Origin of the sequence: Streptomyces sp. BE303 (assembly GCF_036290945.1) — a bacterium.
Lineage (GTDB): Bacteria > Actinomycetota > Actinomycetes > Streptomycetales > Streptomycetaceae > Kitasatospora.
The window spans coordinates 37,515-62,866 of record NZ_JAQYWZ010000540.1; the positions used below are offsets into that span (position 1 = coordinate 37,515).

22 protein-coding genes are annotated in these 25,352 nt (G+C 72.9%); 6 read left to right on the forward strand and 16 right to left on the reverse strand.

The window, feature by feature from the left end; translation table 11 throughout:
- The first annotated feature begins 24 nt into the window (after positions 1 to 24).
- Together PUR56_RS11500 and PUR56_RS11505 are read left to right on the forward strand one after the other, a co-directional pair.
- Positions 25 to 1,887, forward strand: coding sequence for a hypothetical protein (locus PUR56_RS11500; protein WP_329948809.1), 1,863 nt, complete (start codon positions 25 to 27; stop codon positions 1,885 to 1,887).
- Between the two features lie 467 nt (positions 1,888 to 2,354).
- Positions 2,355 to 4,634: a glycoside hydrolase family 18 chitinase gene (locus PUR56_RS11505; protein WP_329948810.1), complete on the forward strand. Its 2,280-nt coding sequence runs from the start codon at positions 2,355 to 2,357 to the stop codon at positions 4,632 to 4,634.
- Between the two features lie 57 nt (positions 4,635 to 4,691).
- On the opposite strand, the gene PUR56_RS11510 is transcribed toward PUR56_RS11505, so the two are convergent.
- From PUR56_RS11510 to PUR56_RS11560, 11 genes are all read right to left on the reverse strand, one after another.
- Entirely contained in the window at positions 4,692 to 5,453 is a 762-nt protein-coding gene (locus PUR56_RS11510) for a spermidine synthase (RefSeq protein WP_329948811.1), read from the reverse strand.
- Between the two features lie 82 nt (positions 5,454 to 5,535).
- Entirely contained in the window at positions 5,536 to 6,630 is a 1,095-nt protein-coding gene (locus PUR56_RS11515) for a YeiH family protein (protein WP_329948812.1), read from the reverse strand.
- A gap of 7 nt (positions 6,631 to 6,637) precedes the next feature.
- Positions 6,638 to 7,204 (reverse strand): cysteine dioxygenase family protein, encoded by a 567-nt coding sequence (locus PUR56_RS11520; RefSeq protein ID WP_329948813.1) that lies wholly within the window; start codon positions 7,202 to 7,204, stop codon positions 6,638 to 6,640.
- Between the two features lie 89 nt (positions 7,205 to 7,293).
- On the reverse strand, positions 7,294 to 8,208 hold the full coding sequence (locus tag PUR56_RS11525; RefSeq protein ID WP_329880296.1) for a LysR family transcriptional regulator: 915 nt from the start codon (positions 8,206 to 8,208) through the stop codon (positions 7,294 to 7,296).
- 135 nt (positions 8,209 to 8,343) lie between these two features.
- Positions 8,344 to 9,213 carry an amino acid ABC transporter permease gene (locus PUR56_RS11530; protein WP_329948814.1) on the reverse strand — a complete coding sequence of 290 codons (870 nt, stop codon included), beginning with the start codon at positions 9,211 to 9,213 and terminating at the stop codon, positions 8,344 to 8,346.
- Entirely contained in the window at positions 9,210 to 9,854 is a 645-nt protein-coding gene (locus PUR56_RS11535) for an amino acid ABC transporter permease (RefSeq protein WP_329880299.1), read from the reverse strand. The genes PUR56_RS11530 and PUR56_RS11535 overlap by 4 nt, the downstream gene beginning before the upstream one ends.
- Before the next feature lie 14 nt (positions 9,855 to 9,868).
- Positions 9,869 to 10,762, reverse strand: a complete 894-nt coding sequence (locus PUR56_RS11540; RefSeq protein WP_329880301.1) for a glutamate ABC transporter substrate-binding protein — start codon at positions 10,760 to 10,762, stop codon at positions 9,869 to 9,871.
- Positions 10,763 to 10,770: 8 nt separating this feature from the next.
- The gene (locus PUR56_RS11545; protein WP_329948907.1) at positions 10,771 to 11,490 is read right to left on the reverse strand and encodes an amino acid ABC transporter ATP-binding protein; all 720 of its coding nucleotides are present in this window, start codon (positions 11,488 to 11,490) and stop codon (positions 10,771 to 10,773) included.
- Between the two features lie 65 nt (positions 11,491 to 11,555).
- Positions 11,556 to 11,801 (reverse strand): LapA family protein, encoded by a 246-nt coding sequence (locus PUR56_RS11550; RefSeq protein ID WP_329880303.1) that lies wholly within the window; start codon positions 11,799 to 11,801, stop codon positions 11,556 to 11,558.
- A 106-nt stretch (positions 11,802 to 11,907) separates the two neighbouring features.
- Positions 11,908 to 13,704, reverse strand: a complete 1,797-nt coding sequence (locus tag PUR56_RS11555) for an ABC transporter ATP-binding protein (RefSeq protein WP_329880304.1) — start codon at positions 13,702 to 13,704, stop codon at positions 11,908 to 11,910.
- Positions 13,705 to 13,849: 145 nt separating this feature from the next.
- On the reverse strand, positions 13,850 to 15,640 hold the full coding sequence (locus PUR56_RS11560; RefSeq protein WP_329948815.1) for an ABC transporter ATP-binding protein: 1,791 nt from the start codon (positions 15,638 to 15,640) through the stop codon (positions 13,850 to 13,852).
- Positions 15,641 to 15,978: 338 nt separating this feature from the next.
- Between PUR56_RS11560 and PUR56_RS11565 the strand changes: the two genes are divergently transcribed.
- Complete coding sequence (locus tag PUR56_RS11565; RefSeq protein ID WP_329880638.1) at positions 15,979 to 16,842, forward strand: aldo/keto reductase; 864 nt, start codon at positions 15,979 to 15,981, stop codon at positions 16,840 to 16,842.
- Positions 16,843 to 17,004: 162 nt separating this feature from the next.
- On the opposite strand, the gene PUR56_RS11570 is transcribed toward PUR56_RS11565, so the two are convergent.
- Entirely contained in the window at positions 17,005 to 17,871 is an 867-nt protein-coding gene (locus PUR56_RS11570) for a MarR family winged helix-turn-helix transcriptional regulator (RefSeq protein ID WP_329880307.1), read from the reverse strand.
- Between the two features lie 475 nt (positions 17,872 to 18,346).
- Here PUR56_RS11570 and fabG point away from each other — a divergent pair, with 475 nt between their 5' ends.
- Both fabG and PUR56_RS11580 read left to right on the forward strand, forming a co-directional pair.
- Entirely contained in the window at positions 18,347 to 19,114 is a 768-nt protein-coding gene (gene fabG, locus PUR56_RS11575; RefSeq protein WP_329948816.1) for a 3-oxoacyl-ACP reductase FabG, read from the forward strand.
- A 232-nt stretch (positions 19,115 to 19,346) separates the two neighbouring features.
- A complete protein-coding gene (locus PUR56_RS11580) occupies positions 19,347 to 20,189 on the forward strand; it encodes a phosphatase PAP2 family protein (protein ID WP_329948817.1) in 843 nt (280 codons plus the stop codon).
- Here the strand turns inward: PUR56_RS11580 and PUR56_RS11585 are convergent.
- Positions 20,140 to 20,328 carry an I78 family peptidase inhibitor gene (locus tag PUR56_RS11585; protein WP_329948818.1) on the reverse strand — a complete coding sequence of 63 codons (189 nt, stop codon included), beginning with the start codon at positions 20,326 to 20,328 and terminating at the stop codon, positions 20,140 to 20,142. The genes PUR56_RS11580 and PUR56_RS11585 overlap by 50 nt on opposite strands.
- 120 nt (positions 20,329 to 20,448) lie before the next feature.
- On the opposite strand from PUR56_RS11585, the gene PUR56_RS11590 reads away from it, so the two are divergent.
- A complete protein-coding gene (locus PUR56_RS11590) occupies positions 20,449 to 20,721 on the forward strand; it encodes a DUF6343 family protein (protein WP_329948819.1) in 273 nt (90 codons plus the stop codon).
- Positions 20,722 to 20,874: 153 nt separating this feature from the next.
- Here PUR56_RS11590 and PUR56_RS11595 read toward each other — a convergent pair whose 3' ends face one another.
- From PUR56_RS11595 to hpnH, 3 genes are all read right to left on the reverse strand, one after another.
- On the reverse strand, positions 20,875 to 22,284 hold the full coding sequence (locus PUR56_RS11595; protein WP_329948820.1) for an aspartate aminotransferase family protein: 1,410 nt from the start codon (positions 22,282 to 22,284) through the stop codon (positions 20,875 to 20,877).
- Entirely contained in the window at positions 22,274 to 24,199 is a 1,926-nt protein-coding gene (gene dxs / locus PUR56_RS11600; RefSeq protein ID WP_329948821.1) for a 1-deoxy-D-xylulose-5-phosphate synthase, read from the reverse strand. Before dxs ends, PUR56_RS11595 begins: the two co-directional genes overlap by 11 nt.
- 125 nt (positions 24,200 to 24,324) lie before the next feature.
- Positions 24,325 to 25,350 (reverse strand): adenosyl-hopene transferase HpnH, encoded by a 1,026-nt coding sequence (gene hpnH, locus PUR56_RS11605; protein ID WP_329880316.1) that lies wholly within the window; start codon positions 25,348 to 25,350, stop codon positions 24,325 to 24,327.
- Between the last annotated feature and the right edge of the window lie 2 nt (positions 25,351 to 25,352).

Here is a 25,352-nt window from a genome sequence, read left to right on the forward strand (position 1 = left end):
CGAGCAGAGCGGGGGGCTCAACAGTTGACCCAGGACGGCCAGTTCAGCGCGGAGGCCAACCCCTTCGCGGCGGCGGAGCGGATCTCCGCGACGCTCGGAACGCTCACCGACGCCCTCTTCGACGCCCGGACCTCACGCCACCCGGCGTCCTCGCTGACCGCCCTACGGGTGAGCGGCCCGGCCGCCGAGGCCCTGTTCGACCTGCCCCTCGCGCCCAACGGACCGGTGCACACCGCCGTCGACCGGCTCGGCACCGTGATCACCGCCGGAACGGCCCGCCCGGGCACCGGAGCCGAGGTCTCCGCGCTGGCGACCGGCGCGCTGCTGAGCCGGTACGGCACCGCCGGCCCGGTCCGCGGCGCCTCGCCCGACGCTCCTGGTGTCCTGACCGCCGCCCGGTTCGAGCTCCCCGTGACCGGCGAGCCCGCCGACCCGAAGCTCCGCCCGCCGTTCACCGCCCCCCTGGCGGCACTCGCTGCCGGGCAGCAGACCCGGCAGCCGGTCGAACTCGCCACCGGCGCCGGCTCGGAGGTCCGCCTGGTCGTCCCGCCGGGCTTCCACGCGCTGACCTCCCCGGGCGGACCTCCCGGGGTCTCCGCCCGAACGGTGCCCCTCGGCCCGGCCGGCGGCTCCCCGTCCGTCCGGGGCGTCGACCCGGCCGCCGGCGCCGCCGCCGCCGAGTTGGCCACGCACCTGGCGGAGACCGCCGAGGAGCTGTTCAGCGGCGCCGAGCCGGCCGGCCGCCGCGACTTCGCGGTGATCGCCGCCACGCTGGCCGACGCGGTCTGCGCCTCGGGCGCCGTCTACGCGGGCGTCGCCGCGCTCCGGGCGGACGGCCGGCCCGCCGACGCCACCCTGGTGGTCTCGCTCGCCCGGCACCCGCTGCCGATCACCGGGCTGGCCACCGAGCTGGCCACCGTCCGCCGGCACGCCGAGGTCTGGACGGTGCTGCTGCCGGCCGGACCGGCCGCCGTGCTGGTGGAGGGCCGCAGCGTCCCGGTGCCGGGCCCGCTGGCCGCGGACGGCGTGCGCCGCTGGGCGGTCACGTCGGTGGTGGAGGCGTTCGTCCCGCTGCCGGACGGCGCCTCGGTGCTCTGCGTCCAGCTCAGCACCGCCCAGCCGCAGGACTGGGAGCTGTACACGGACGTGTTCGCGGAGCTGCTGAAGAGCGTGCAGTTCGGCTGGGACGGCGTGCCCGGCGCGCCGGCCGCGCCCGCCCCGGCGCAGGCCGTCCCGGTTCCCGTCCCCTCGCCGCCGGCCGAACCCGCGCCCGCGCTGCACGCGGCGGCCCCGGCGGACGCGGCACCTGCCGACGCGGTGCCGGCCGACGCCGCCCCGCTCCCGGGCGACCTGCGGGGCACGCCCGTTCGCGTCCCGCCCGCCGATTTCAACCCCTTCGCGCAGGTCGCCGACCCGACCCCGGCCCGGCCGATCCTCGTCCCCGACGGTGCCCCCGGCGCCGGGGGCACCGTTGACGCCGGTGACGCCGATCTGCCGCCCCGGCCCAAGGGCACCCCCGTGATGGTGCCGCCCCCGGACTTCGACCCCTTCGCCCCGCAGCCGGACGCGCAGCCCGCCCCGCCCGTCCCGGCCGGGCCGCCCCCGGCCGTCCCGGTCACCGACCCGTTCGGCACGGTGACGGCGGCCGACCGTCCGCAGGACCCGTTCGGCACCACCGTCCTGCTGCGGTCCGCCCCGGTCCCGCCGCCGCCCGCCGCCCCTCCCGCACCCGGGGGCGCCGCCGGGAACGCCGACGAGCCCGGGCCCCGGCCCAAGGGCACCCCGGTCATGGTCCCGCCCCCGGACTTCAACCCGTTCGCCCCGCAGCCGGAGGACCGCCCGGCCCCGCCACCGGCCGCCGCTCCGGAGCCCGGCCCGTTCGGCTGAGCCCCGCACCCGACCGCCGGACGGCCCACCGCCCCCTCCGACCGCCCGACCGCCCGACCGCCCGACCGACCGCATCGAGGCCCGACCGCCCGGCCGTCGCTCCCGCCGGCCCGGGGCGACGGCCGCCCCCGCGCCCCTGCCGGGAGCCGCACCCGCGCCGCTTTCGCCGCACTGCATTCGGCCACAACATCACTCCGACGAGGCCCAGTTGACGAAAGCCAAGGTCAACTGAGGCCGTCCGGGCGGCCCGTCATGCCCACGACCGACAACTGGTACAGACCTATTGCCAGTTGCCGATCTGCTCCCTACTCTCGGCACAGGATCCTCCGTGGCACCCCGACGGCCCGAGGACTCCGGTTCCGCGCCGCCCCCATGGCCGGAGCTCGCTGCTCCACGCACCTGACACCTCCCCACGGGTTACGGGGCGTCCGGGCCTGCCCCGGGACCCCAGGACAGGAGCCATATCCATGCGCAGACGTCGGATCAGCCTGCCGCTGCTGGCAGCCGGGACGCTACTCGTCCCGCTGCTCGCCGCCGCCCTCCCCGCCGCCATCGCCAACGCCGACTCCGCCGTTGCCGGGTCGGCCACCGCGACCTTCACCAAGGGCAGCGACTGGGGAAGCGGCTACGACGCCAGTTACACCATCACCAACGGCTCCAGCGCCCCGATCAACGGCTGGACGCTGGAGTTCGACCTGCCCACCGGCAACACCGTGGCCGGCCTCTGGAACGCGACGTACACCACCTCGGCCTCGCACGTCACGGTCAAGAACCCCGGCTGGGCCTCGACCCTGCCGGTCGGCGGCACGTACAACGTCGGCTTCAACATCGCCTACTCCGGCGCTTACAAGGCCCTGCTGAACTGCAAGTTGAACGGGCAGCCGTGTGACGGCGCCGGCGGGGACCAGACCGCGCCGACCGTCCCGGGCAACCTCCGGACGGGCACCGTCACCCAGACCACGGTCGACCTGTCCTGGGCTGCGAGCACCGACAACCTCGCCGTCACCGGCTACGACGTCTACCGCGACGGCACCAAGGTGGCCACCACCGACGGCGCCACCACGTCCGTCACCGTGCAGGGCCTGACCGCGGGCACCGCCTACCAGTTCACCGTCCAGGCCTTCGACGCGGCGGGCAACCGCTCGGCGGCGGCCGGACCGGTCAGCGCCACCACCCAGCCGCCGGTCGAGGACAGGCAGGCTCCGACCACCCCGGGCACCCCCACGGTGACCGGCTCGGACGCCAACTCGGTCTCGCTGACCTGGACCGCCAGCACCGACAACGTCGGCGTCACCGCCTACGACGTCTACACCGGCACCACCCTGGCCGCGACCGTCCCCTCGGCGTCCGCCACCGTCGGCAACCTGGCGCCGGACACCGAGTACACCTTCACGGTCAAGGCCCGCGACGCGGCCGGCAACGTCTCGCCCGCCTCCGGCCCGGTGACCGGCAAGACCAAGCCCGGGGGCAGCAACCCCGGCAACCTGAAGATCGGCTACTTCACCCAGTGGAGCATCTACGCCCGCGGGTACAGCGTGAAGAAGCTCGACACCTCCGGCTCGGCGGGCCGGCTCACCACGCTCAACTACGCCTTCGCCAACATCCACCCGACCACCAAGCAGTGCTTCATCACCAACAAGGCGGCCGGGCCGGACAACGACCCGAACGCGGGCGACGGTGCCGGTGACGCCTGGGCCGACTACGGCAAGGGCTGGGACGCGGGCAGCTCGGTGGCCGGGACCACCGACACCTGGGACCAGAAGCTGGCCGGCAACTTCAACCAACTGAAGCAGCTCAAGGCCAAGTACCCCAACCTCAAGATCCAGATCTCGCTGGGCGGTTGGTCCTACAGCAAGTGGTTCTCCGACGCGGCCGCCACCGACGCCTCCCGCAAGGCGCTGGTCAGCTCCTGCATCGACATGTACATCAAGGGCAACCTGCCGGTGATCGACGGCCGCGGCGGCGCGGGCAGTGCGGCCGGCATCTTCGACGGCATCGACCTCGACTGGGAGTGGCCGAACTCCGACGGGCACACCGGGAACATCTTCCGGCCCGCCGACAAGGCCAACTACACCCTGGTCGCCCAGGAGTTCCGTCGCCAGCTGGACGCGCTCGGCGCCACCACCAACAAGCACTACACGCTGAGCGCCTTCCTCCCGGCCGACCCGGCGAAGATCACGGCCGGCATCGACATCCCCGGCCTGTTCGGCGCCTTCGACTTCGCCACCATCCAGGGCTACGACTACCACGGCGGCTGGGAGATGGTCACCAACCAGCAGTCCGGCATCAAGGTCGCGGCCGGCGACCCTAACCCGCCGGCCCGCCAGTTCAGCTCCGAGGTCGCGATCGGCGCGTACGTCAACGGCGGCGCCCCGAAGAGCAAGCTCACGCTGGGCATCCCGTTCTACGGTCGAGGCTGGACGGGCGTGCCGCGCGGCACCACCAACGGTCTCTTCCAGACCGCGACGGGCCCCGGCCCGGGCACCTACGAGGCCGGGTTCGAGGACTACCGGAAGCTCAAGGAGATGGCCACCAGCGGTGGTTACACCATCTACCGGGACCCGGTGGCCGGCCACTCGTACATCTACAACGGCTCGGTCTTCTACACCTACGACGACCCGACCGAGATCGCCCGGAAGACCGCCTGGATCAAGTCCCAGGGGTTGGCCGGAGCGATGATCTGGGCCTTCGACGGTGACACCGCGAGCGGCGAGCTGATGGCCGCGGTGGACAACGGTCTGAAGTAGCCGGACGACGGCCCGGGTCGACCGGGCCGGTCAGGACCCGCCTGGCCCGTCGTGCGCTCACCGCGCGCGGCGGGCCAGGTGCACGACGTCCGGCACGCCCCGGGCCACCGGGATCTCGTGCGTGACCACGTCCAGGAAGCCCGCCGCGCGCAGCGCCTCCTCGAAGGCGGGGGACGGCTGCGCGCTCCAGACGGCCAGCACCCCGCCCGGCTCCAGCCGGTGCCGGAGCACGGCCAGTCCGTCCGCGCCGTACAGCCCGGCGTTGGAGTCGGTGACGGTCCAGTCCGGGCCGTTGTCGATGTCCAGGCAGAGCGCGTCGTAGCGGGCGCCGTCCGCCACCGCGAGGTACTCCAGCAGGTCGGTGTGGAGCACCTCGACCCGCTCGTCGCCCAGCGCGCCGGCCGAGAAGGCGGCCAGCGGACCGTTCCGGTGCCAGTCGATGATCGCGCTCTCCCGCTCGACGACGGCGATCCGCCCCCACCGCCGTTCGGCGGCCGCGTAGGCCAGCGAGAAACCCACCCCGAGCCCGCCGATGAGCACGGCCGGCCGCTCCGGACCGCCGGGCCGGGCCTGGTCGCCGGTCCGGGCCTGGTCGCCGAGCCCGGCCTGGTCGCCGGTCCGGTCCAACTCGTCGAGCGCCGCCTGGATCAGCAGTCGCTCGGAGCGCCCGTCGGCGGTGTCCATCAGGAAGCAGCCGTTGGCGATGATCTCGTAGTGCCGCCCGCGCTGCCGCAGCACCACCTCTCCGAAGGGCCCCTCGCGCCGGTCGAGCGTGACGACGGCGTCCGAGCCGTCCCGTTCCGGCAGTGCGGTGGACATGCGCGAATCCCCTCCGGTTTTCGGGAGCTTCGGACGATCGGCCTACCCGCCCGACAATAGCCCAGCGCGGGCCGGGCCCCGGTCACCTCGTGACCAGCACCCCCGCGTACGAGACACCGGCCACCATCACCCAGGATCCGAGCCCGAGCAGGGCGATCCGCCCGCCGGTGCGGGCCATGGTCGGCAGGTGGACGGCGCTGCCGAGCCCGAACAACGCGGCTGCCAGCAGCAGCTCCTGGGCGTCGCCGGCGAGCCGGAGCACCGGCTCCGGCACCAGCCCGGTGGTGCGCAGCGCGATCATCGCGAGGAATCCCGCGACGAAGAGCGGCACCAGCGGCGGCCGCTTCCCGACCGGACCGCCCGCCGGACCGCCGGACGCACCGGCCGCCGCGACGCCGTCGGCGGCCGACCGGGTCCGCGCGCGGGCGCGCCGGGCGGTGAGCGCGACCCCGGCGACCAGCGGGGCCAGCAGCATCACCCGCATCAGTTTGACGAGCACCGCCTCGCGCAGGGCTCCCGCCCCGCCGGTCTGCGCGGTGGCGACCACCTGCCCGACGTCGTGCACCCCGGCCCCCACCCAGCGGCCGAACTCCGCCTCGTCCAGCCCCAGCGGGTGCTGGAGCAGCGGCAGGACGGCGATGGCCAGGGTGCCGCAGAGGGTGACCAGGGCGACGGAGGCGGCGACGTCCTCCTCGTCGCTGCCGGCCGCCTGGCTGACCGCGCCGATCGCCGAGGCGCCGCAGATCGAGTACCCGGTGGCGACGAGCAGCGGCTGGTCGCCGGGCAGGCCGAGCCGGCGGCCGAGCCAGCAGGTGCCGGCGAAGGTGGCGGCGACGACGGCGAGCACCATGGCGACGGTGGCCCAGCCCAGACCGAGCACGTCGCCCAGGCCGAGCTTGAGGCCGAGCAGCACGATGCCGATCCGCATCAGCCGGCGTCCGGCGGTGGAGAGCCCGGGCCGGGCGGCACCCCGGACCACCGGGCGCAGCCCGGGCAGGTGGGCGGCGGCGACGCCGAGCACGACGGCGGCGGTGAGCTTGGGTACGGCGGGGACGGCCTGGTGGACGGCGAGGGCCGCGGCCACGCCGAGCGCGGCGAGCAGCAGGCCGGGGGTGTCCCCGCCGAGCGGGGGGAGGGCGCGGGTGCGGACCCGCCGTTCCCGGACGATCAGTGCCATGCGGGGCTCACCGGGGGTCGCCGGCGGGCAGCCGGTAGACCCGCCGGATGCTGGTGCCGAGCCTGGCGACGTCGGCGCCGTAGACGTGGATGGAGATGGCGGTGGAGGTGCAGGCGTTGCGGACGAGGTGGATGTCGCCCGGCGGGGCGAAGGCCGCGACGGTGCCGGCGGGGCCGACCACGTGCTCGGTCTCGACCAGGTGGGCGGACCGTCCGTCGGAGACCAGGCGGTAGCGGGTCTCGCTCTCCTGGCCCTGGTGGACGCCGGCCACGCACCAGGAGACGTGGTCGTGGATCGGGGTCTGCTGGCCGGGCAGCCAGACCAGGGCGACGACGGAGAAGGACCCGTCGGCCTCGGCGTGCAGGACGTGCTGGCGGTAGCGGTCCGGGTCGCCCTCGCGCTGGTCGGCGGTGAGCAGGTCGGCGTCGCCGAGGTGCGGGGCGAGTCGTTCGCCGACGAGGTAGGCGGTGAGTTCCGGAGGCAGGCCGCGGTCGACGACAGCGCGGATCTCGCCGACGAGGGCGGTCATGCGCTCGGTGAGCCGGCCGCTCCCGACCGTGGCTGAGGGTGTCATACGAGCAGGTTCGACCCGCCCGACCTATCACGTCCAACGAGGGATCTTTAGCTCTCCCCATAAGAACGCTTATGGATTGTCAGGAGCGGTCAGCACCCCACCCGGGCGGCGGCCGCGGACCGCAGGTGGTCCAGCACCAGCGCGGTCGCCGGGATCCGCCGGTGCTCGCGCAGCACGTACGCGCTGACCCGGCGGCGCAGGTGCGGCTCGACGGCCCGGCCGGTGACCTTGCGGTGGCACATGAAGGAGAGGACCAGGGCCGGCATCAGGGCTATCCCCACCCCTGCGGCGACCAGGCTCTGCACGGCGAGGTTGTCGTCGGTGGAGAAGACGATGTCGGGCGCGAACCCCTCCTCCGCGCAGACGTGCAGCAGGTTGGCCCGGCAGCGCGGACAGCCGGCGATCCACCGTTCGCCGTCCAGATCGGCCAGCCGGACGGCGTGCCGCCGCCCGAGCGGGTGGCCGACCGGCAGCAGCACGGTCAGCAGGTCCTCCATCAGGGGTATCTCGTCCAGACCTTCCGGCAGCTCGGCCGGGGCGCCCGGATAACGGAAGGCCAGGGCGATGTCGCACTCGCCGCGGAGCAGCCGCTGGACGGAGTCCGGCGGCTCGGCCTCCAGCAGTTCGACCCGGACGCCGGGGTGTTCGGCGAGCAGCCGGGCCATCGTCTCGGGGATCAGGGTGGCGTTGGCGCTGGGGAAGGCGCAGACCCGCACCCGTCCGGCACGCAGCCGGGCCAGCGCGGCGAGCTGCTGCTGGGCGGCGGCGAGGCTGCCGAGGATCTGTTCGGCGTGCCGGGCGAGCGCCTCGCCGGCCTCGGTGAGGCGCAGTCCGCGTCCGGCCCGGGTGAAGAGCGGCAGGCCGACGGTCCGTTCGAGGGCCTTCATCTGCTGGGTGATGGCGGGCTGGGTGTAGCCGAGTTCGCGGGCCGCCGCCGAGTAGGAGCCGGCCCGGACGACCTCGTGGAAGGTCCTGATATGCCGTGAGTCGAATACCGGCTCCATCGCCCCTCCGCCCGGCCGCCGTGCCACATCCCGGCAATCATAAGCAGAGTTTGGAGGAGTGGAGCCTAACCCCGGCGGCACCTATGGTTTACCGGCGAACCGCCCATCCCTCGCGCACCCCTCGCGCACCCCCGGCTACGGCTGGGCGGCCGGCGGCAGCCCCATCGACACCTCCGCGTCGGCCACCGGCGCCCCGCCGCGCACCCGTGGGCTGCGCCGGCTGCGCTGCTCGATCCATCGCGCGAACCAGGAGAGCAGCAGACACATCCCGATGTAGACCGGCGCGATCACCATCACCACCGGGATGAACGGCAGGTCGTAGTCCAGGTTGGTGGCGATCAGCTTGCCCGCGTGCAGGAACTCCTCGTACGTGATCAGGAAGCCCAGCGAGGTGTCCTTCAGTGCCACCACCAGCTGGCTGATGATCGCCGGCAGCATCGCCCGGTTGGCCTGCGGCACCAGGACGTAGGCCATCACCTGGGTCTTGCGCAGGCCGAGCGCGAAAGCGGCCTCCTTCTGCCCCTTGGGCACCGCCAGCACGCCGGCCCGGAACACCTCCGCGAGCACCGAACCGTTGTAGAGCACCAGACCGGCCACCAGGGCCCAGAGCGGCGCGACCTTGAGCGCGACGAAGATGAAGAAGATCATCACCAGCACCGGCATGGCCCGGAAGAACTCGACCACCAGGGTGGAGAACCAGCGCACCGCCCGGTGGTCCGAGAGGCGTCCGGCCGCGAAGAGCGCACCGAACGGCAGGGCGAACAGCACTGTCCACCCGAACGCCTTGAGGGTGTTGCCGAGCCCGCGCAGCAGGAGTTCCTGGACCCCCTTGTACTCGAAGGCCGTCCACTTCTCGGCGGTGAACTGGTTCGTGTGGAACAGCATGTAGACGATCCAGCCGAGCAGTGCGGCGATCGCCAGCAGCGCGAGCGCACCGTACAGCCGGTGCCGGGCGAGCGCCCTGGGCCCCGGGATGTCGTAGAGCGCCGAGGATTCCACCGTCATCGCGACACCGCCAGTCGTCGTTCCAGCAGGTTGAACACGGCACTGACGGCGAGCGTGATGACCAGGTAGCCGACCGCGATCCAGACGAAGGTCCAGACGATGCTGTAGCCCAGCTCGTTGATGGTCCGGTAGGTACCGAGGAGCTCGGTGACGCTGAACGAGCCGGCGATCGCCGTGTTCTTCGCCAGCGCGATCATCACACTGCCGATCGGGGCGATCACCGACCGGTACGCCTGCGGCAGCACGACCAGGCTCATCGTCTGGCCGAAGGTCATGCCCAGGCTGCGGGCCGCCTCGCCCTGACCGGTGGGCACCGTGTTGACGCCCGACCGCATCGCCTCGCAGACGAACGCCGAGGTGTAGCAGCCCAGCGCGAGCACCGCGAAGGTGAAGAACGGAAGCGTGATGTCGAACCGCGGCAGGCCCAGCACCACGATGAAGAAGAGCAGGGTCAGGGGGGTGTTCCGCAGCAGCGTCACCCAGGTGGTGCCGAACACCCGCAGCGGCTTCACCGGCGAGACCCGGAAGCTCGCGACCAGCACGCCGAGCACCAGCGACAGCACCGCACTCACCAGGAACAGCGAGAGGGTGCCGAGGAAGCCCTCCCAGTAGGTCGACCAGTTGTCGGTCAGCGTCTTCACAGGCCGGCCCCTCCTCAGTACCGGTCGATCGGCGGCGGGGTGGGCGCGGGCACCCCGGAGAGGCCGAGGGTCGCGTCGTAGGCCTTGCGCCAGTCACCGTTCTCCTCGTGGTGCGCCAGCGCGTCGTTCAGCGCCCCGCGCAGCACGGTGTCGTTCCGGGGCGTGCCGATCCCGTACGGCTCCTGGGAGAACAGCGGCCCGACCACCTTGAGCTCGTCGGGCACCTTGGCCGCGTAGCCCATCAGGATGGTGTTGTCCGTGGTCACCGCGTCCACCTGGGAGGTGATCAGGTTGTCGACACAGGCCGAGTAGCTGTCGTACCCGATCAGCCGGGCCTTCGGGTAGTCCTTCTGGATCCGCTGGTACGGGGTGGAGCCGGCCGCCGAGCAGACCTTCTTGCCGTCCAGGTCCTCCGGCCCGTTGATGGTCGTGTCGTTCCGGCGCACCAGCAGTGACTGTCCGGCCAGGTAGTACGGCCCGGCGAAGCCGACCAGCTTCTTGCGGTTGTCGTTGATGGTGTAGGTGCCCACGTAGTAGTCGACCTGGCCGTTCTGCAGCGCGGTCTCGCGGTTGGCCGAGGCGATGGTCCTGAACTCGATCCGGTCCGGGGCGAACCCGAGGTCGGCGGCGACCATCTTGGCGATCTCGATGTCGAAGCCGGAGTACTGCCCGGTGGCCGGGTTCTTCTGCCCCAGGTAGGGCTGGTCCTCCTTGGCCCCGACCACCAGGTGACCCCGGCTGCGGGCCGCGTCCAGGGTGGACGAACCGGTGATGCCGGCGCCGCTCTCCACCTGGTAGCTGGGGAGCGCGCTGGGCTGCGGCCCCTTGGGGGGCGGGGTGCCCTCCTTGCCGCAGGCCGCCAGCAGCACGGCCGCGGCCACGACGGCGGCGGTCACGATCTTCTTCACGCGCGGCCTCAGTGCTTCAGGATCTTGGAGAGGAAGTCCCGGGCGCGCTCGCTCTCCGGAGCGCCGAAGAACGCCTCCGGAGAGCGGTCCTCGACGACCCGCCCGTCGGCCATGAAGACCACCCGGTTGGCGGAGGCCCGGGCGAACCCCATCTCGTGGGTCACGACGATCATGGTCATGCCCTCGTGCGCCAGCTGGCGCATCACGTCCAGCACCTCGTTGATCATCTCCGGGTCGAGCGCCGAGGTGGGCTCGTCGAAGAGCAGTGCCTTGGGGTCCATCGCCAGGGCACGCGCGATCGCGACGCGCTGCTGCTGGCCGCCGGAGAGCTGTGCCGGGTACTTGGCCGCCTGCGGAGCCAGCCCGACCCGCTCCAGCAGCGCCCTGGACCTCTCGTCCGCCTCCCCCTTCGACCGCCCGCGGACCTTGACCTGCGCCAGCGACACGTTCTGCAGCACGGTCTTGTGCGCGAACAGGTTGAAGGACTGGAACACCATCCCGACCTCGGCCCGCAGCCGGGCCAGGCCCTTGCCCTCCTCGGGCAGCGGCCGGCCGTCGATCACGATGGACCCGGACTCGATCGGCTCCAGGCGGTTGATCGCCCGGCACAGGGTGGACTTGCCGGAGCCGGACGGACCGATCACCACCACGACCTCGCCCCGGCCGATGGTCAGCTCGATGTCCTGGAGGACGTGCAACTCGCCGAAGTGCTTGTTGACGCCGCGCATCTCGATCAAGGGCGTGAAGGCCGAGGGCCCCGGCCCGGACCCGGGCGGGGGCTCCGGTGCGTCGGTCACCGCCCGCTCCGGCCCTTCAGCAGCCAGCCGAGCGCGCCACCGGCGACCAGCGTGGCCAGCAGGGCGATCCAGAGCGGCGCGGTCACGGTGAACACCCAGAACTGGATCTTCACCTTGTCGAGGTTGGCGAACAGGAACCACACCGCGAGCACGACGATGACACCGATCCCGATGTACCGGGTGGGGATCCCGCCGATCTCGCTGCGCTTGGTGCCGGACGAACCGTCTGAAATCTTGGTCACACGCGAAGTCTGCGGTCGAATGGGCCGGTTTGCCCGGCTACGCGCCCGGGAGTAACCCGCACGGGGCAACCACGCCCCGCGCGGGTTTACCGCCCGTCACTCTCCGTCAGACGCCCCCGGGCCGGGTCTCCGACGGCTCGTCCCGCCAGGACCGCCAGAGCGCCGCGTACGGACCACCGGCCGCCACCAGGTCCGGGTGGCTGCCGTACTCGCTGATCCGGCCGCCCTCGACCACTGCGATCACGTCCGCGTCGTGCGCCGTGTGCAGCCGGTGGGCGATGGCGATCACCGTCCGGCCCTCCAGCACCTTGGCGAGCGAGCGCTCCAGGTGCCGGGCGGCCCGCGGGTCCAGCAGTGAGGTGGCCTCGTCCAGCACCAGGGTGTGCGGATCGGCCAGCACCAGCCGGGCCAGCGCCAGCTGCTGCGCCTGCGGCGGGGTCAGCGCGGCGCCGCCCGAACCGACCTCGGTGTCCAGCCCCGCCGACAGCGCGTCCACCCAGTCACCGGCGTCCACCGCGTCCAGGGCCCCGCGCAACTCGGCGTCGTCCGCGTCCGGCGCGGCCAGCCGCAGGTTGTCCCGGAGCGTGCCGACGAAGACGTGGTGCTCCTGGTTGACCAGCGCGACCTCGGCCCGGACCCGCTCGGCCGGCATCCGCGACAGCGCCGCCCCGCCGAGCGTCACACTGCCCCGGCCGGGCGCGTAGATGCCGGCCAGCAGCCGCCCCAGGGTGGACTTCCCCGCCCCGGACGGCCCGACCAGGGCGACCCGGCTGCCCGGCGCGACGTCCAGGCTGATGCCGTGCAGCACGTCGACGCCCTCGCGGTAGCCGAAGCGGACGTCCCGGGCCTCGACCCGCCGTCCGCTCGGCCGGGCCGCCTCGTCACTCTCCTGCTCGGGCACCTCGTGCACCCCGACCAGCCGGGCCAGCGAGGCCTGCCCGATCTGCAGCTCGTCGTACCAGCGCAGGATCAGGTCGACCGGGGCGGTCAGCGCCTGGGCGTAGAGCACCCCGGTGGTCAGCTCGCCCACGCCGATCCAGCCCCGGAGGGTGAACAGCCCGCCCAGCACCAGGGTGCCGAGCACCGCCAGGGTGTAGACCGCGTCGATGGTCGGGAACCAGGCCGTGCGCAGCCAGAGGGTGTACCGCTCCCAGGCGATCCACTCCGCCAGCTTGCGGTCGGTCAGCCGGACCCGCTGGTCACCGAGGCGCAGTGCCTCGACCGTCCGACCGGCGTCCACCGTCTCGGCCAGCACGGTGTTGACCGCCGCGTACCCGGCCGACTCGTTCCGGTACGACTGCGGGGCCCGCCGGAAGTACCAGCGGGAGGAGGCCAGCAGCAGCGGCAGGCCGATCAGCGAGGTGAGCGCGAGCAGCGGCGAGGTGGCGACCAGGGCGCCCAGCACCAGCAGCAGCGACACGATCGCCACGGCCAGCTCCGGCACCGCCTCGCGGACCGACTTGTCCAGCCGGTCGATGTCGGTGGTGCCGCGGGAGACGAGGTCCCCGGTGCCGGCCCGCTCCAGGACCCCGGTCGGCAGCGCCACCGAGCGGACCAGGAAGTCCTCGCGCAGATCGGCCAGGACCCGCTCGCCGAGGACGCTGCCGCGCAGCCGCGACCACCAGGTGAACGCCGACTGCACCGCCAGCGCCACCAGGTACCAGGCGACGGCGACCGTGACGGTGGCTCCGACGGTGCCGGTGGCCAGCGACTCGACCAGGGTGCCCAGCACCCAGGGCCCGACGAGCCCCGCCGTGGTGGCCACCGCGTGCAGACCCACCACGGCGGCGAACCCGCCCCGGTGGCGTCGGGCCAGCAGCCGCAGGTAGGACCGCACGGCGACCGGGGAGCCGACCGGAAGGGTGGTGGCCGGCCCCTGCTCCTGATGGACGGGGGGCTTCATGGGGTGCTCCTCAGCTGTTCTCGGACGTCGGCGCGGAGGCCACGAGGACCCCCGGCACCACGGGGGCCACGAGGACCACGGGCGCGACGGGCACCACGGGGGTGGCGGTGCGGCCGGGAGGACGGGCCGCAGGGGTCCGTCGGCCTCACACCGCCTCCCCCACGGTCGCGGGCTCCCCCGCCGGCGACGGCTCCTCCGCGCGGGTGACCACCGCCCGGTAGCCCGGCTCGGTCCGCATCAGGTCGCGGTGACGCCCGGCCGCCGCCACCCGCCCGTCGCGGACCAGGACCACCCGGTCCGCCCGGTCCAGCAGCAGCGGACTGGTCGCGAAGACCACGGTGGTGCGCCCTTCCCGGCTCCTGCGCAGCCCGGCCGCGATCCGGGACTCGGTGTGCGCGTCCACCGCGCTGGTCGGCTCGTCCAGGACGAGGACCGGCGGGTCGGCCAGCAGCGAGCGGGCCAGCGCCAGTCGCTGCCGCTGCCCTCCGGAGAGCGAGCGTCCGCGCTCGGTGATCTCCGCCCGCATGGCGTCGCCCCCGCAGGTGGGCGAGCCGTCGACCAGGGCGTCCAGGACGTCCTCGGCGCAGGCGGCGGCCAGTGCGTCGACGGGCTCGACCCGCCCGGAGGCGGGGATGTCGAACAGCCCCGCCAGGGTGCCGGAGAGCAGCACCGGCTCCTTGTCGTGGACCAGGACGGCGGCCCGCGCCTCGGCCAGCGGGACGGAGTCCAGCTCGGTGCCGCCGAGCCGCACCGACGGCTCCGGTCGCGCGCCCTCGGCCGTCGGGACGTGCCCGCCGAGCCGCTCGGCCAGCGCACCGGCGAAGTCCGGGTCGCCGCAGACCACGGCGGTCAGCCGGCCGGCCCGGGCGGTCAGCCCGGTGGCCGGGTCGAACAGGTCCGACTGCGCGGCACCGGACAGTCCCGCGTCGGCGGTCCCGTCGGTCCGGTCGAGCGCGAGCACCCGCGCGGCCCGCCCGGCCGAGACGCGGGCCACGCTCCAGGCGTGGGCCGCCTCGCCGAGGATCCGCAGCGGGGCGGCGAGGTAGGCCGTCGAGCCGTAGACGGCGACCAGGGTGCCGACCGAGATCCGGCCGGACGCGGCCAGATGGGCGCCGTACCAGGTGATGCCGACCACGAACAGGCCCGGCAGCAGGACCTGCTGGGCCTGCATCAGGGACCAGATCCGGGCCGAGCGGACGGCCGCGGCGCGGACCTGCTGGGACGCCGCACGGTACCGGGCGAGGAAGAGCTCCTCGCCGCCGATGCCGCGCAGCACCCGGAGCCCGGCCACCGTGTCGGCGGCCAGCTCGGTGGCCTTGCCCCCGAGCGCCCGCTGTTCCGTGTACCGGCGCTCGAAGGGGCCGAGCAGCGGCCACACCGAGGCCGCCAGCACCGGCACCCCGAGCAGCACGGCGAGTCCGAGGACCGGCTGGGTGACCAGCACCGCCGTGCTGACGGCCAGCCAGACGAGGACGGCACCGCGCAGCCTGGCGACCAGCTCGACGTACCAGCCGATCTTCTCGACGTCGCCGCTGCCGACCGCGACGATCTCGCCGGTGGCGATCCGCCGGGAGAGTCCGGCCCCGAGGTGGGAGGCCTGGCGGGCGACGAGCTGTCTGACCTGGGTCGCGGCGTGGATCCAGTTCCAGACCGCCTGGCGGTGCAGCAGGACGGTGCCCACCGAGGACACCGCGGCGAGCGCCAGGGCGACGCCGCCGGCCCGCCAGAGGCCGGCGGCGTCGCCGTCGACGGCGGCCTGGATGCCCAGGCCGACCGGGACCGGCAGGGCCGCCTGGCCGCCCATCTCCAGCAGCGACCAGCAGGTGGCGAGCACCTGCCCGCGTCGCTGGCCGCGTTGGAGCCAGCGCAGGAAGGCGAGCGGGGAGGTGAGGTCGGGGCGGCCGGGGTCGGCCAGGGGGAGGGTTTCGAGCGGCATGACGCTCCGTTGCGGAGGCGGTGCGGGCGGAGGGCTCGGAGGGGCCGGTGCGGTCACGGCCCGGGGTCGGTCAGGAGGTCATGGCAGCGAGACTGCCAACCCGGATGTGACCCACGCAACAGGTTTTCCGGCGGTCTGCCGCACCCCGACGGGCGCCGGCCCCGCCGCGCGGCCGGTCACGCGGCCGTCGCGCAGCCGCCGGACAGCCGCCGGACAGCCGATGCGCACGCCGGTACCAGGCGTCGGAAAATTCTTTGGGGCGCCGGGAACATTCCCGGCACCCCGCAGGTTGCCCCCATCGGAACCCCATGGACGACCAGGAGAGGGCACTCCTTCCCGTGAGCAACATCCCCACTGTCACCCTCAACGACGGCTCGCAGATCCCCCAGCTCGGCTTCGGGGTCTGGCAGGTGCCGGACGCGGAGGCCACCCCCGCCGTCCGCGCCGCGCTCGAGTCCGGCTACCGCTCGATCGACACCGCCGCGGTCTACGAGAACGAGACCGGCACCGGCCAGGCGGTCACCGAGGCGCTCGCCGGCGGTCTGGCCCGCGAGGACCTCTACATCACCACCAAGCTGTGGAACTCCGGCACCCGCGACTGGTCCGGCGAGCAGGGCCGGGACGCGGTGCTGCGCGAGTTCGACGCGTCGCTGGACCGGCTGGGCCTCGACTACGTCGACCTCTACCTGATCCACTGGCCCCGCCCGATGCACGGCAGCTACCTCAACGTCTGGAAGGCGTTGGAGCAGCTGCGCGCCGACGGCCGGGCGAAGTCGATCGGCGTCTCCAACTTCGGGGCCGAGCAGCTCACCCGCCTGCTCGACGAGGCCTCGGTGGTGCCGGCACTGAACCAGGTCGAGCTGCACCCGTACTTCCCGCAGGAGGAGCTGCGCGCCTTCCACGCGGAGCACGGCATCGCCACCGAGGCCTGGAGCCCGCTGGGTCAGGGCAAGGATCTGCTCGCCGAGCCGGCCCTGGCGCGGATCGCCGGCAAGCACGGTCGCACCGTCGCCCAGGTGGTGCTCCGCTGGCACCTGCAGAGCGGCATCATCGCGATCCCGAAGTCGGTCACCCCGTCGCGGATCAAGGAGAACCTCGACGTCGGCGGCTTCGAGCTGGACGCCGACGACCTCGCGGCCGTCGCGGGCATCGCCACCGGCAAGCGGATCGGTCCGGACCCGCAGGAGTTCGACTGGAACTGACCGTTCCCGGTCCGGCGCCCCGCAGGGTGCCGCCGACGGCGCAGGCCGCCCCCCCCCTCTTCCGGGAAGGCGGCCTGCGCCGCGTCGACCTGCACGAACCACGAACCGTCGACGGCCTCCGATCCGTTGGCGAATCGTTTTGGCTGAAGCTCGAAGCGAAAGCTACAGCCTGGCCGCCTTGGCGATCAGCGCCAGCGCCGCCTCGTGCTCGTGCTCCTCCAGCGGAGACAGCAGCAGCAGCTGGACCTGCGCCACGCCCGCGGCCGAGCGGTGCAGCAGGTCCTGCCCCGCCGGTGAGAGCGAGAGCAGGTTGCGCCGTCCGTCCGAGGGGTCGCGGCGACGCTGGACCAGGCCGCGCCGGACCAGCCGGCTGACCATCTCGGCCATCGTGGCCTTGTCCAGCGAGGCCAGCTCGCCGACCGTCCGCTGGTCGGCGCCCGGCTCCAGCTCCAGAGCGTCCAGCACCGCGTACTGCGGCGCCGTGAGCTCCGAACCGACGTGCTCCGTCCAGAGCTTGGTGTGCACCTGCTGGCTCACCCGGATGAGGTAGCCGATCGCCCGCTGGGCGTCCAGCATCGGTCGCGCGTCCGTGAGGACGGCGACCTGAGCCGGTTCCAGCCTGGCTATCTTGGCCATCACACGGACGATCTCCAGCTGCTCCTCCGGAGTCAGCGGCTCGAAGAGCGTGCGCTGCACGCGGACCACCCCGCCGGTGGCCTCCCGGACAGCCTGGGCGCCGCTCTGCGAGAGAGCGAGCAGCTTGCGCCGGCCGTCGGCCGGGTCTCGGCGCCGCAGTACGAGGCCGCGCCGGACCAACCGGGCGACCATCTCGGCCATCGTGGCCTTGTCGAGCGAAGCACGCTCTCCGACCGTTCGCTGGTCAGCGCCCGGTTCGAGGGCGAGAACCAGCAGGACCGCGAACTGCGGAGCCGTGAGATCGGCTCCGACGTGTTCGGACCACAGACGGGTGTGGACCTGCTGTGCAACGCGGATCAGGTGTCCGGGCGACTGCTGCAGTCGCGCGGACACACGGGTCGTCGGGATCTCCCCCAGCACCATGTATCCGTCCCGATGTCACACCCGGTGTGTGTGGGACACCCGGGTGGGGCAGTAACGGCGAGTGGGCGTCCCGCTATGAGGGAGGGCGCTCCAGCCGTGCAGCCGGTGGCTGCTGGCGGACACTATACAAACGGCGGGCCCTCGCTGGCAGGCAGGGGCGGATAGTAGACGCAGGTTCGGCAACATTGGCATATTTACGCGCCGCGCCGACCCGGCAGTAACCCGTTCGCAGGAGAAAGCCGACCGGTCGGTCCTTACCCTCGGTCACCTGCGCCTTCGGCCCTGGCCGCACCCCCTACTCACCGGTAGGGTGTGGCCACCTCGACGGCCCCCGTCCTCCCCGGGCGCTCCGCACGACCCCCGGAGGTCCCCGAGTGCCGCCTGGGAGATCCCTGGGAGATCCCTGGGAGATCGCGAGCGAGATCCGAGAGAGACGAGAGTGAGCATGACCGAGCAGACCACCGCACCCCGGGTCGCCGTCGTCACCGGCGCCGCGCGCGGCCTGGGGGCCGCCACCGCCCTCCGGCTGGCCGCCGACGGCTACGCCGTGGCCGTCCTCGACCTCCAGGAGGCCGCCGGCCGGGAGACCGTGGACCGGATCACCGCCGCGGGCGGTCGCGCCGTCGCCGTCGGCGCCGACGTCTCGGACGCCGGACAGGTCCAGGCCGCGGTCGACCGGATCGTCGCCGAACTCGGTCCCCCGGTCGTCCTGGTCAACAACGCGGGCGTACTCCGCGACAACCTGCTCTTCAAGATGACCGAGTCCGACTGGGACACGGTCATGAACGTGCACCTGCGCGGCGCCTTCCTGATGACCCGCGCGGTCCAGAAGCACATGGTCGATGCCGGCTTCGGCCGGATCGTCAACCTGTCCTCCTCCTCGGCCCAGGGCAACCGCGGCCAGGCCAACTACTCGGCCGCCAAGGCCGGTCTGCAGGGCTTCACCAAGACCCTCGCGATCGAACTGGGCAAGTTCGGCATCACCGCCAACGCGGTGGCCCCCGGATTCATCGCCACCGACATGACCGCGGCCACCGCCGCCCGGGTCGGCATGGACTTCGAGGACTTCAAGCGCGCCGCCGCCTCACAGATCCCGGTCCAGCGGGTCGGCGTGCCCGAGGACGTGGCGCACGCCGTCTCGTTCTTCGCCGGCGAGGCGGCCGGATTCGTCTCCGGCCAGGTCGTCTACGTCGCGGGCGGCCCGCTCGACTGAGCACCGGACCTACCCAGGGTTACCACGGAGTGGGAACCGGCTCGACCCGGTCTCCCGCTCCGTCCGTTTTCCCGGCACCAGGGAAATCCCGCGCGACGACCGGACGGGCATTCGAACCGAAATCGTCGGAAAACCGGCCCCGAACACTGCGGTTTTCGTCGCTTCACGGCTTTGTCGGAGAATTCCGAATTCCGCCGGGAATCACCCGGACGCGGTGGGTATGGTCACCGGCGTGCACGCGCCGAGTGAACTCCCGGAGTCCCCGACCACCACCCGCCGCCGGGGCCTGCGCACCACCGGCGGGCCCGCCTCCCGCCCGTCCCCGCAGCCGCCGCTCGGCCGTCGGCAGACCGTCCTGCTGGGCCTCACCGGCCTCGGCTACCTGCTCGTCGTCGCCGGGGTGCTGCTCGACACCGCCCTGGTCGACCTGGACTGGGCGGTCCGTCTGGCCCGGCCCCACGAACGCTGGCCAGGGCCGGAGCCACTGCTGGACAACTGGGTGGTGGCCGGCCAGCGCGGCCCGTCCGCCGTCGCCGTACTCGTCTGGATCGGCTGGCGCGCCCGCCGGCTCGGCCGGATCCGCCCGCTGCTGGTGACGGGCGCCGCGCTGCTGCTGCTCAACCTCACGGTCGGCACGGTCAAGATCGTCACGGGCCGGCTGGGCCCGCACTACGCCCACTACGTCGGTTCGCCCGAGCTCTTCTCCGGCGGCACCATATTCCCCTCCGGACACACCGCCAACGCCGTGGTCACCTGGGGCGTGCTCGCCTACCTCGCGGGCCGGTGGCGCCGCACCGGGGCGGTGCTCGCCGGCGCCACCGCCTGCTCGGTCGGGCTCACCACCGTCTACCTGGGGACCCACTGGGTGACGGACGTGCTGGCCGGCTGGGCGGCCGGCCTGCTCGTCCTGCTCTCGCTCCCCCTGCTGGAACCGCTGGTCCTCGCCGTCGAGCGACGCCTCGGCCGGCCGCCGGCGAGGACCGGGCCCGGCGGGGCCGGCCGGGGCGTCCCGGCGAGCGCCCCGGCTACCCCTCCCAGCTGCGCACCACCACCCCGTCGCGCACCGCGAGGTTGAGCCGCCCCTCCCGGTAGTCCATGGTCATCGCCGCTCCCTGCGCCATGACCCGCACCGAGGCCCATCCGTGCCTCCGGGCCAGTTCCTCGGCCCGTTCCACCCGCAGCCCCGCGTAACCTTCCGCGTCGGCGTCCGTCATCGCCCCTCCCCGGCTCGCATCCCGGACGTACGCTGGAATCGTAGACCGCCGTACGAGGACCCGTACCGACGGCAGGCGCCGGTGGCCGGCACCGGCGGCCGACCCGGGAGGTGACCGCGGATGCCCACCACCGCCCCGCGCCGGTGGCGCAGCGGCACCGAGCCCGCCACCGCCCGCAGTGCCCTCCGGCTGCGCTACCTGCTCTCGTTGACCTTCACCCCGTTGTTCGCCCTGGCCACCGTGGGCTTCGCGGTCTGGGCCGCGAACGCCCCGGAGTTCGGCGCGCCGAGCCGGTCCACCCTGACCGGGTTCGCCGTGGCCTGCGGAGTCCTCACGCTGTTCGCCGTCGTCGATCTCGTCGTCGTGATCCGGCGCCGCCGGACCGAGCTCTGACGAGGTGCCTCCCACGGAGTGGGAAGCCGGCACGCCCGGCCTCCCGATCCCCCCACACCCCGGCGCCCGACCTCCCCGGCCGCACGGACCGGCAGCACGGGCCGGCCGCACGGATCCACTGTCAGGACCGGCCGCGCGGACCGGCCGGACCGCTCAGCGGTTGGAGACCGCCTGTTTCACCAGGGTCCGCCCGAAGTCCCACATCAGACCGCTCCCCCGGTGCGCGTCGTCCATCACCTCGGTGAACGCGTCCATGAAGCGGTCGACGTCCCGTTCGGTGATGATCAGCGGCGGGATCAGCTTGATCACCTCCAGGTGGTCGCCGGACACCTGGGTGAGGATCCGGTGCCGCTGCAGCAGCGGCACGACCACCATCTGGGCGAACAGCCCCTTGCGGGCCGCCTGCAGCGCCGTCCAGCCGGTCCGCAGCTTCAGCGACTTCGGTCGGCCGAACTCGATGCCGATCATCAGACCGCGCCCGCGCACCTCGGCGAGCAGCTCGTACGTGTCGACGAGCGCCGTCAGCCGCCCCCGGAAGTACTCGCCCACCTTGGCGGCGTTCTCCACCACCTGCTCGTCCCGGACGACCTCCAGGGTCGCCAGCCCGGCCGCCATCGCCTGCGCGTTGGACCCGAAGCTGGCCGAGTGGACCAGCACCCGGTCCATCGAGGAGTACACCTTCTCGAAGATCCAGCTCTTGCCGAGCGTCGCGCCGACCGGCACATAGCCGCCGGAGAGCGCCTTGGCCGCGCAGACCAGGTCGGGCAGCACGCCCTCCTCGTACTGGTAGGCGAAGAAGTCGCCGGTGCGCCCGATGCCGGTCTGCACCTCGTCGCAGATCAGCAGCGCCCTGTGCTCGTGCAGCAGCTCCTGGGCCGCGCGGAGCCAGCCGGGCGGGGGCGCCTGCACGCCCTTTCCCTGGATCGGCTCGACGATCAGGGCCGCGACGTCGCCCCGCTTCAGCTCCTTGGCCAGCGCCCCCAGGTCCCCGAGCGGGACGGCGGTGTCCGGGAGCAGCGGGTCGAAGCCCTTGCGGAAGCCACCCTCGCCGTTGACCGAGAGTGAACCCGTGGTCAGCCCGTGGAAGGCGTGGTCGGCGAAGAGGACCCGTTTCCGGCCGGTGGCGTACCGGGCGAACTTGAGCGCCGTCTCCACCGCTTCGGTGCCGCTGTTGCCGAAGAAGACCCGGTCCAGTCCGGGCGTGTGGGACAACAGCCGCTCGGCCAGCAGACCGGGCAGCGGCGAGCAGTCGAAACGGACCAGGTCGGGCAGGTCGAGGTCCATCACCTGCTGGATCGCCGAGCGGACCACCGGGTGGTGCCGACCGAGCGCGAAGATGCCGAAGCCGGCGAGCATGTCGAGGTACTCGTTGCCCTCGGCGTCGTAGAAGTACTGTCCCTTGGCACGCTCGTAGAACTTGTCGAAGCCGATGGTGTGCAGCATCCGCGACAGCTGCGGATTGAGGTAGCGGCTCTGCAGCTCGTACCGCTCGCCGCCGCGCTCGGCGAGCAGGGCGGCGAGGTCGAAGCGCGCTTCGGTGCGGTCGTCGGGGTCAGCCGGCATGGTGCTGGTTCGCTCCTCGGTTCGGTAGTCCTCTGGCCCGTAGCAGGTTCTTGGCGAAGGCGGCGGTCTGGGCGGCGACCCCGGTACCGGTCAGGCCGGTCTCCTCCAGGATCTCGCCGCGGGCGGCGTGCCCGAGGAACTCCTGCGGCAGTCCGAGCACCCGGACCGGGACGTCCACGTCGGCGTCGCGCAGTGCCTGGGCGACGGCCGTGCCGACCCCTCCGGTGCGCCCGTTGTCCTCGACGGTGACGACCAGCCGGTGCCCGGCGGCGAGGGCCGGCAACGCCGGGTCGACCGGCTTGACCCAGCGCGGGTCGATCACGGTCGCGGTGAACCCCTCGGCGAGCAGCAGCCGGGCGGCGTCCAGTACGGAGGCGGCCGTGGTGCCGACTGCGACCAGCAGGATCTCCGGCTGCTCGGCGGTCCGCAGCAGGACGTCCACGCCGCCGATCCGCTCGACCGCCGGGACGGCCGGACCGACGGTCCCCTTCGGGAAGCGGACCACGGTCGGGGCGTCCGCGACCTCGACCGCCTCGCGCAGTTGGACGCGGAGTTCGTCGGCGTCGCGCGGCGCGGCGAGCCGCAGGCCGGGGACGACCTGGAGGATCGACATGTCCCACATGCCGTTGTGCGAGGCGCCGTCCGGCCCGGTCACCCCGGAGCGGTCCAGCACGAAGGTGACGCCCAGCCGGTGCAGGGCGACGTCCATCAGCACCTGGTCGAAGGCGCGGTTCAGGAAGGTCGCGTACACCGCCACCACCGGGTGGAGCCCGCCGGTGGCCAGGCCGGCGGCGCTGGTGACGGCGTGCTGCTCGGCGATGCCGACGTCGAAGGTCCGCTCCGGGTGGGCCTTGGCGAACTTGGCCAGCCCGACCGGCTGGAGCATGGCGGCGGTGATCGCCACCACGTCCGGACGCTCCGCGCCGATGGCGAGCATCTCCTCGCCGAAGACGGACGTCCAGGAGACCCCGCCGCTGGGCGAGATCGGCAGGCAGGTGTAGGGGTCGATCGGGTTGACCGCGTGGAAGCGGTCCGCCTCGTCCTGTTCGGCGGGCCGGTAGCCGCGGCCCTTGACCGTCAGGCAGTGCACGATCACGGGGCCGCCGAAGCCGCGGGCCTTGGTCAGCGCGGACTCCAGGGCCGCCAGGTCGTGGCCGTCGATCGGGCCGAGGTACTTGAGCCCGAGGTCCTCGAACATGCCCTGCGGCGCGAAGGCGTCCTTGAACCCCTTCTTGGCGCCGTGCAGCGCGTCGAAGATCGGCTGGCCCACGACCGGGGTGCGCTGCAGCGCGTCCTTGCCCCAGGAGAGGAACCGCTCGTAGCCCTGCGTGGTGCGCAGCGTGGCGAGGTGGTTGGCGAGGCCGCCGATGGTGCGCGCGTAGGAGCGCTCGTTGTCGTTGACGACGATGACCAGCGGCCGGTCCTTGGCGTCGGCGATGTTGTTGAGCGCCTCCCAGGCGAGGCCGCCGGTGAGGGCGCCGTCGCCGATGACCGCGACGGTGCTCCGGTCGTGCTCGCCGAGCAGCTGGGCGGCCTTGGCGAGGCCGTCGGCGTAGGAGAGGGCGGTCGAGGCGTGCGAGTTCTCGACCAGGTCGTGTTCGGATTCGGCCCGCGAGGGGTAACCGGAGAGTCCGCCCCTGGAGCGGAGTTTCGAGAAGTCCTGGCGACCGGTGAGCAGTTTGTGGACGTAGCTCTGGTGGCCGGTGTCCCAGACGATCCGGTCGTACGGGGAGTCGAAGGCCCGGTGGAGGGCGATCGTCAGTTCGACCACCCCGAGGTTCGGGCCGAGGTGGCCGCCGGTCCTGGTGACGGCGTCGATCAGGAAGTCGCGGATCTCGTCGGCGAGCCGGGGCAGTTCGGCGGCCGGGAGTCTTCGCAGGTCCGCCGGGCAAGTGACGCTGGAGAGCAGTGACACGGGTTCACCTCACGACTCGGAGCGGTGCGGTGGTACCCCGCCTGGCGGGGTGGCCCGGCCCGGGCGCGGAGGCCCGGGCCGGGCGGGGCGGTACGGCGGTCGCGCCGCCCGCCGACGGTGTGCGCTCAGCGCCTCCGGCCGGAGCCGACGGTCTCGGTCATCGCCCGCAGCGACTCCTTGAGCGAGCCCATGGTGGCGAGGACGGCGGTCGGCTCGTAGCCGCAGTGCGCCATGCAGTTGGCGCAGCGGGCGTCCTTGCCGCGGCCGTACTTGTCCCAGTCGGTCTTCTCGATCAGTTCGCGGTAGGTCGGCACGTACCCGTCGGCCATCAGGTAGCAGGGCCGTTGCCAGCCGAACAGCGAGTAGTTCGGAATGCCCCAGGCGGTGCACTCGAAGTCGACCTTGCCCTCCAGGAAGTCCAGGAAGAGCGGGCTGTGGTTGAGGCGCCAGCGCCGCCGGTTCCCACCGGCGAAGGTCTTGCGGAACAGCTCCCGGGTCTGCTCGACGCCGAGGAAGTGCTCCTGGTCGGGCGCCTTCTCGTAGGCGAAGGCCGGGGAGATCATCATCTCGTCGACCTTGAGGTCGTCGTTGAGGTAGTCGAGCACGTCGATGATGGTCTGCGGGGTGTCGGTGTTGAAGAAGGTGCTGTTGGTGGTGACGCGGAAGCCGCGCCGCTTGGCCTCCTTGATCGCCTCCACCGCCTCGTCGAAGGTGCCCTCCTTGGCCACCGAGGCGTCGTGCCGTTCCCGCAGGCCGTCGATGTGCACGGTGAAGGTGAAGTACGGCGAGGGCGTGAACTTGTCGAGCTTCTTGCGCATCAGCAGCGCGTTGGTGCAGAGGAAGACGTACTTCCGGCGTTCGACCAGCTGCCGGACGATCTCGTCGATCTGCGGGTGCATCAGCGGCTCGCCGCCGGCGATCGAGACCATCGGGGCCCCCGACTCCAGCACCGCGCCGACCGCCTGGGCGACCGGCATCCGCTGCTTCAGCACACCTGCCGGATGCTGGATCTTGCCGCACCCCTCGCAGGCCAGGTTGCAGGCGAAGAGCGGTTCCAGTTCGACGATCAGCGGGAATTTGTCGCGCCGCTTGAGCTTCTGTTGCATCAGGTAGGTGCCGACCCGCACGGTCTGGCGCAACGGCATGGCCATGG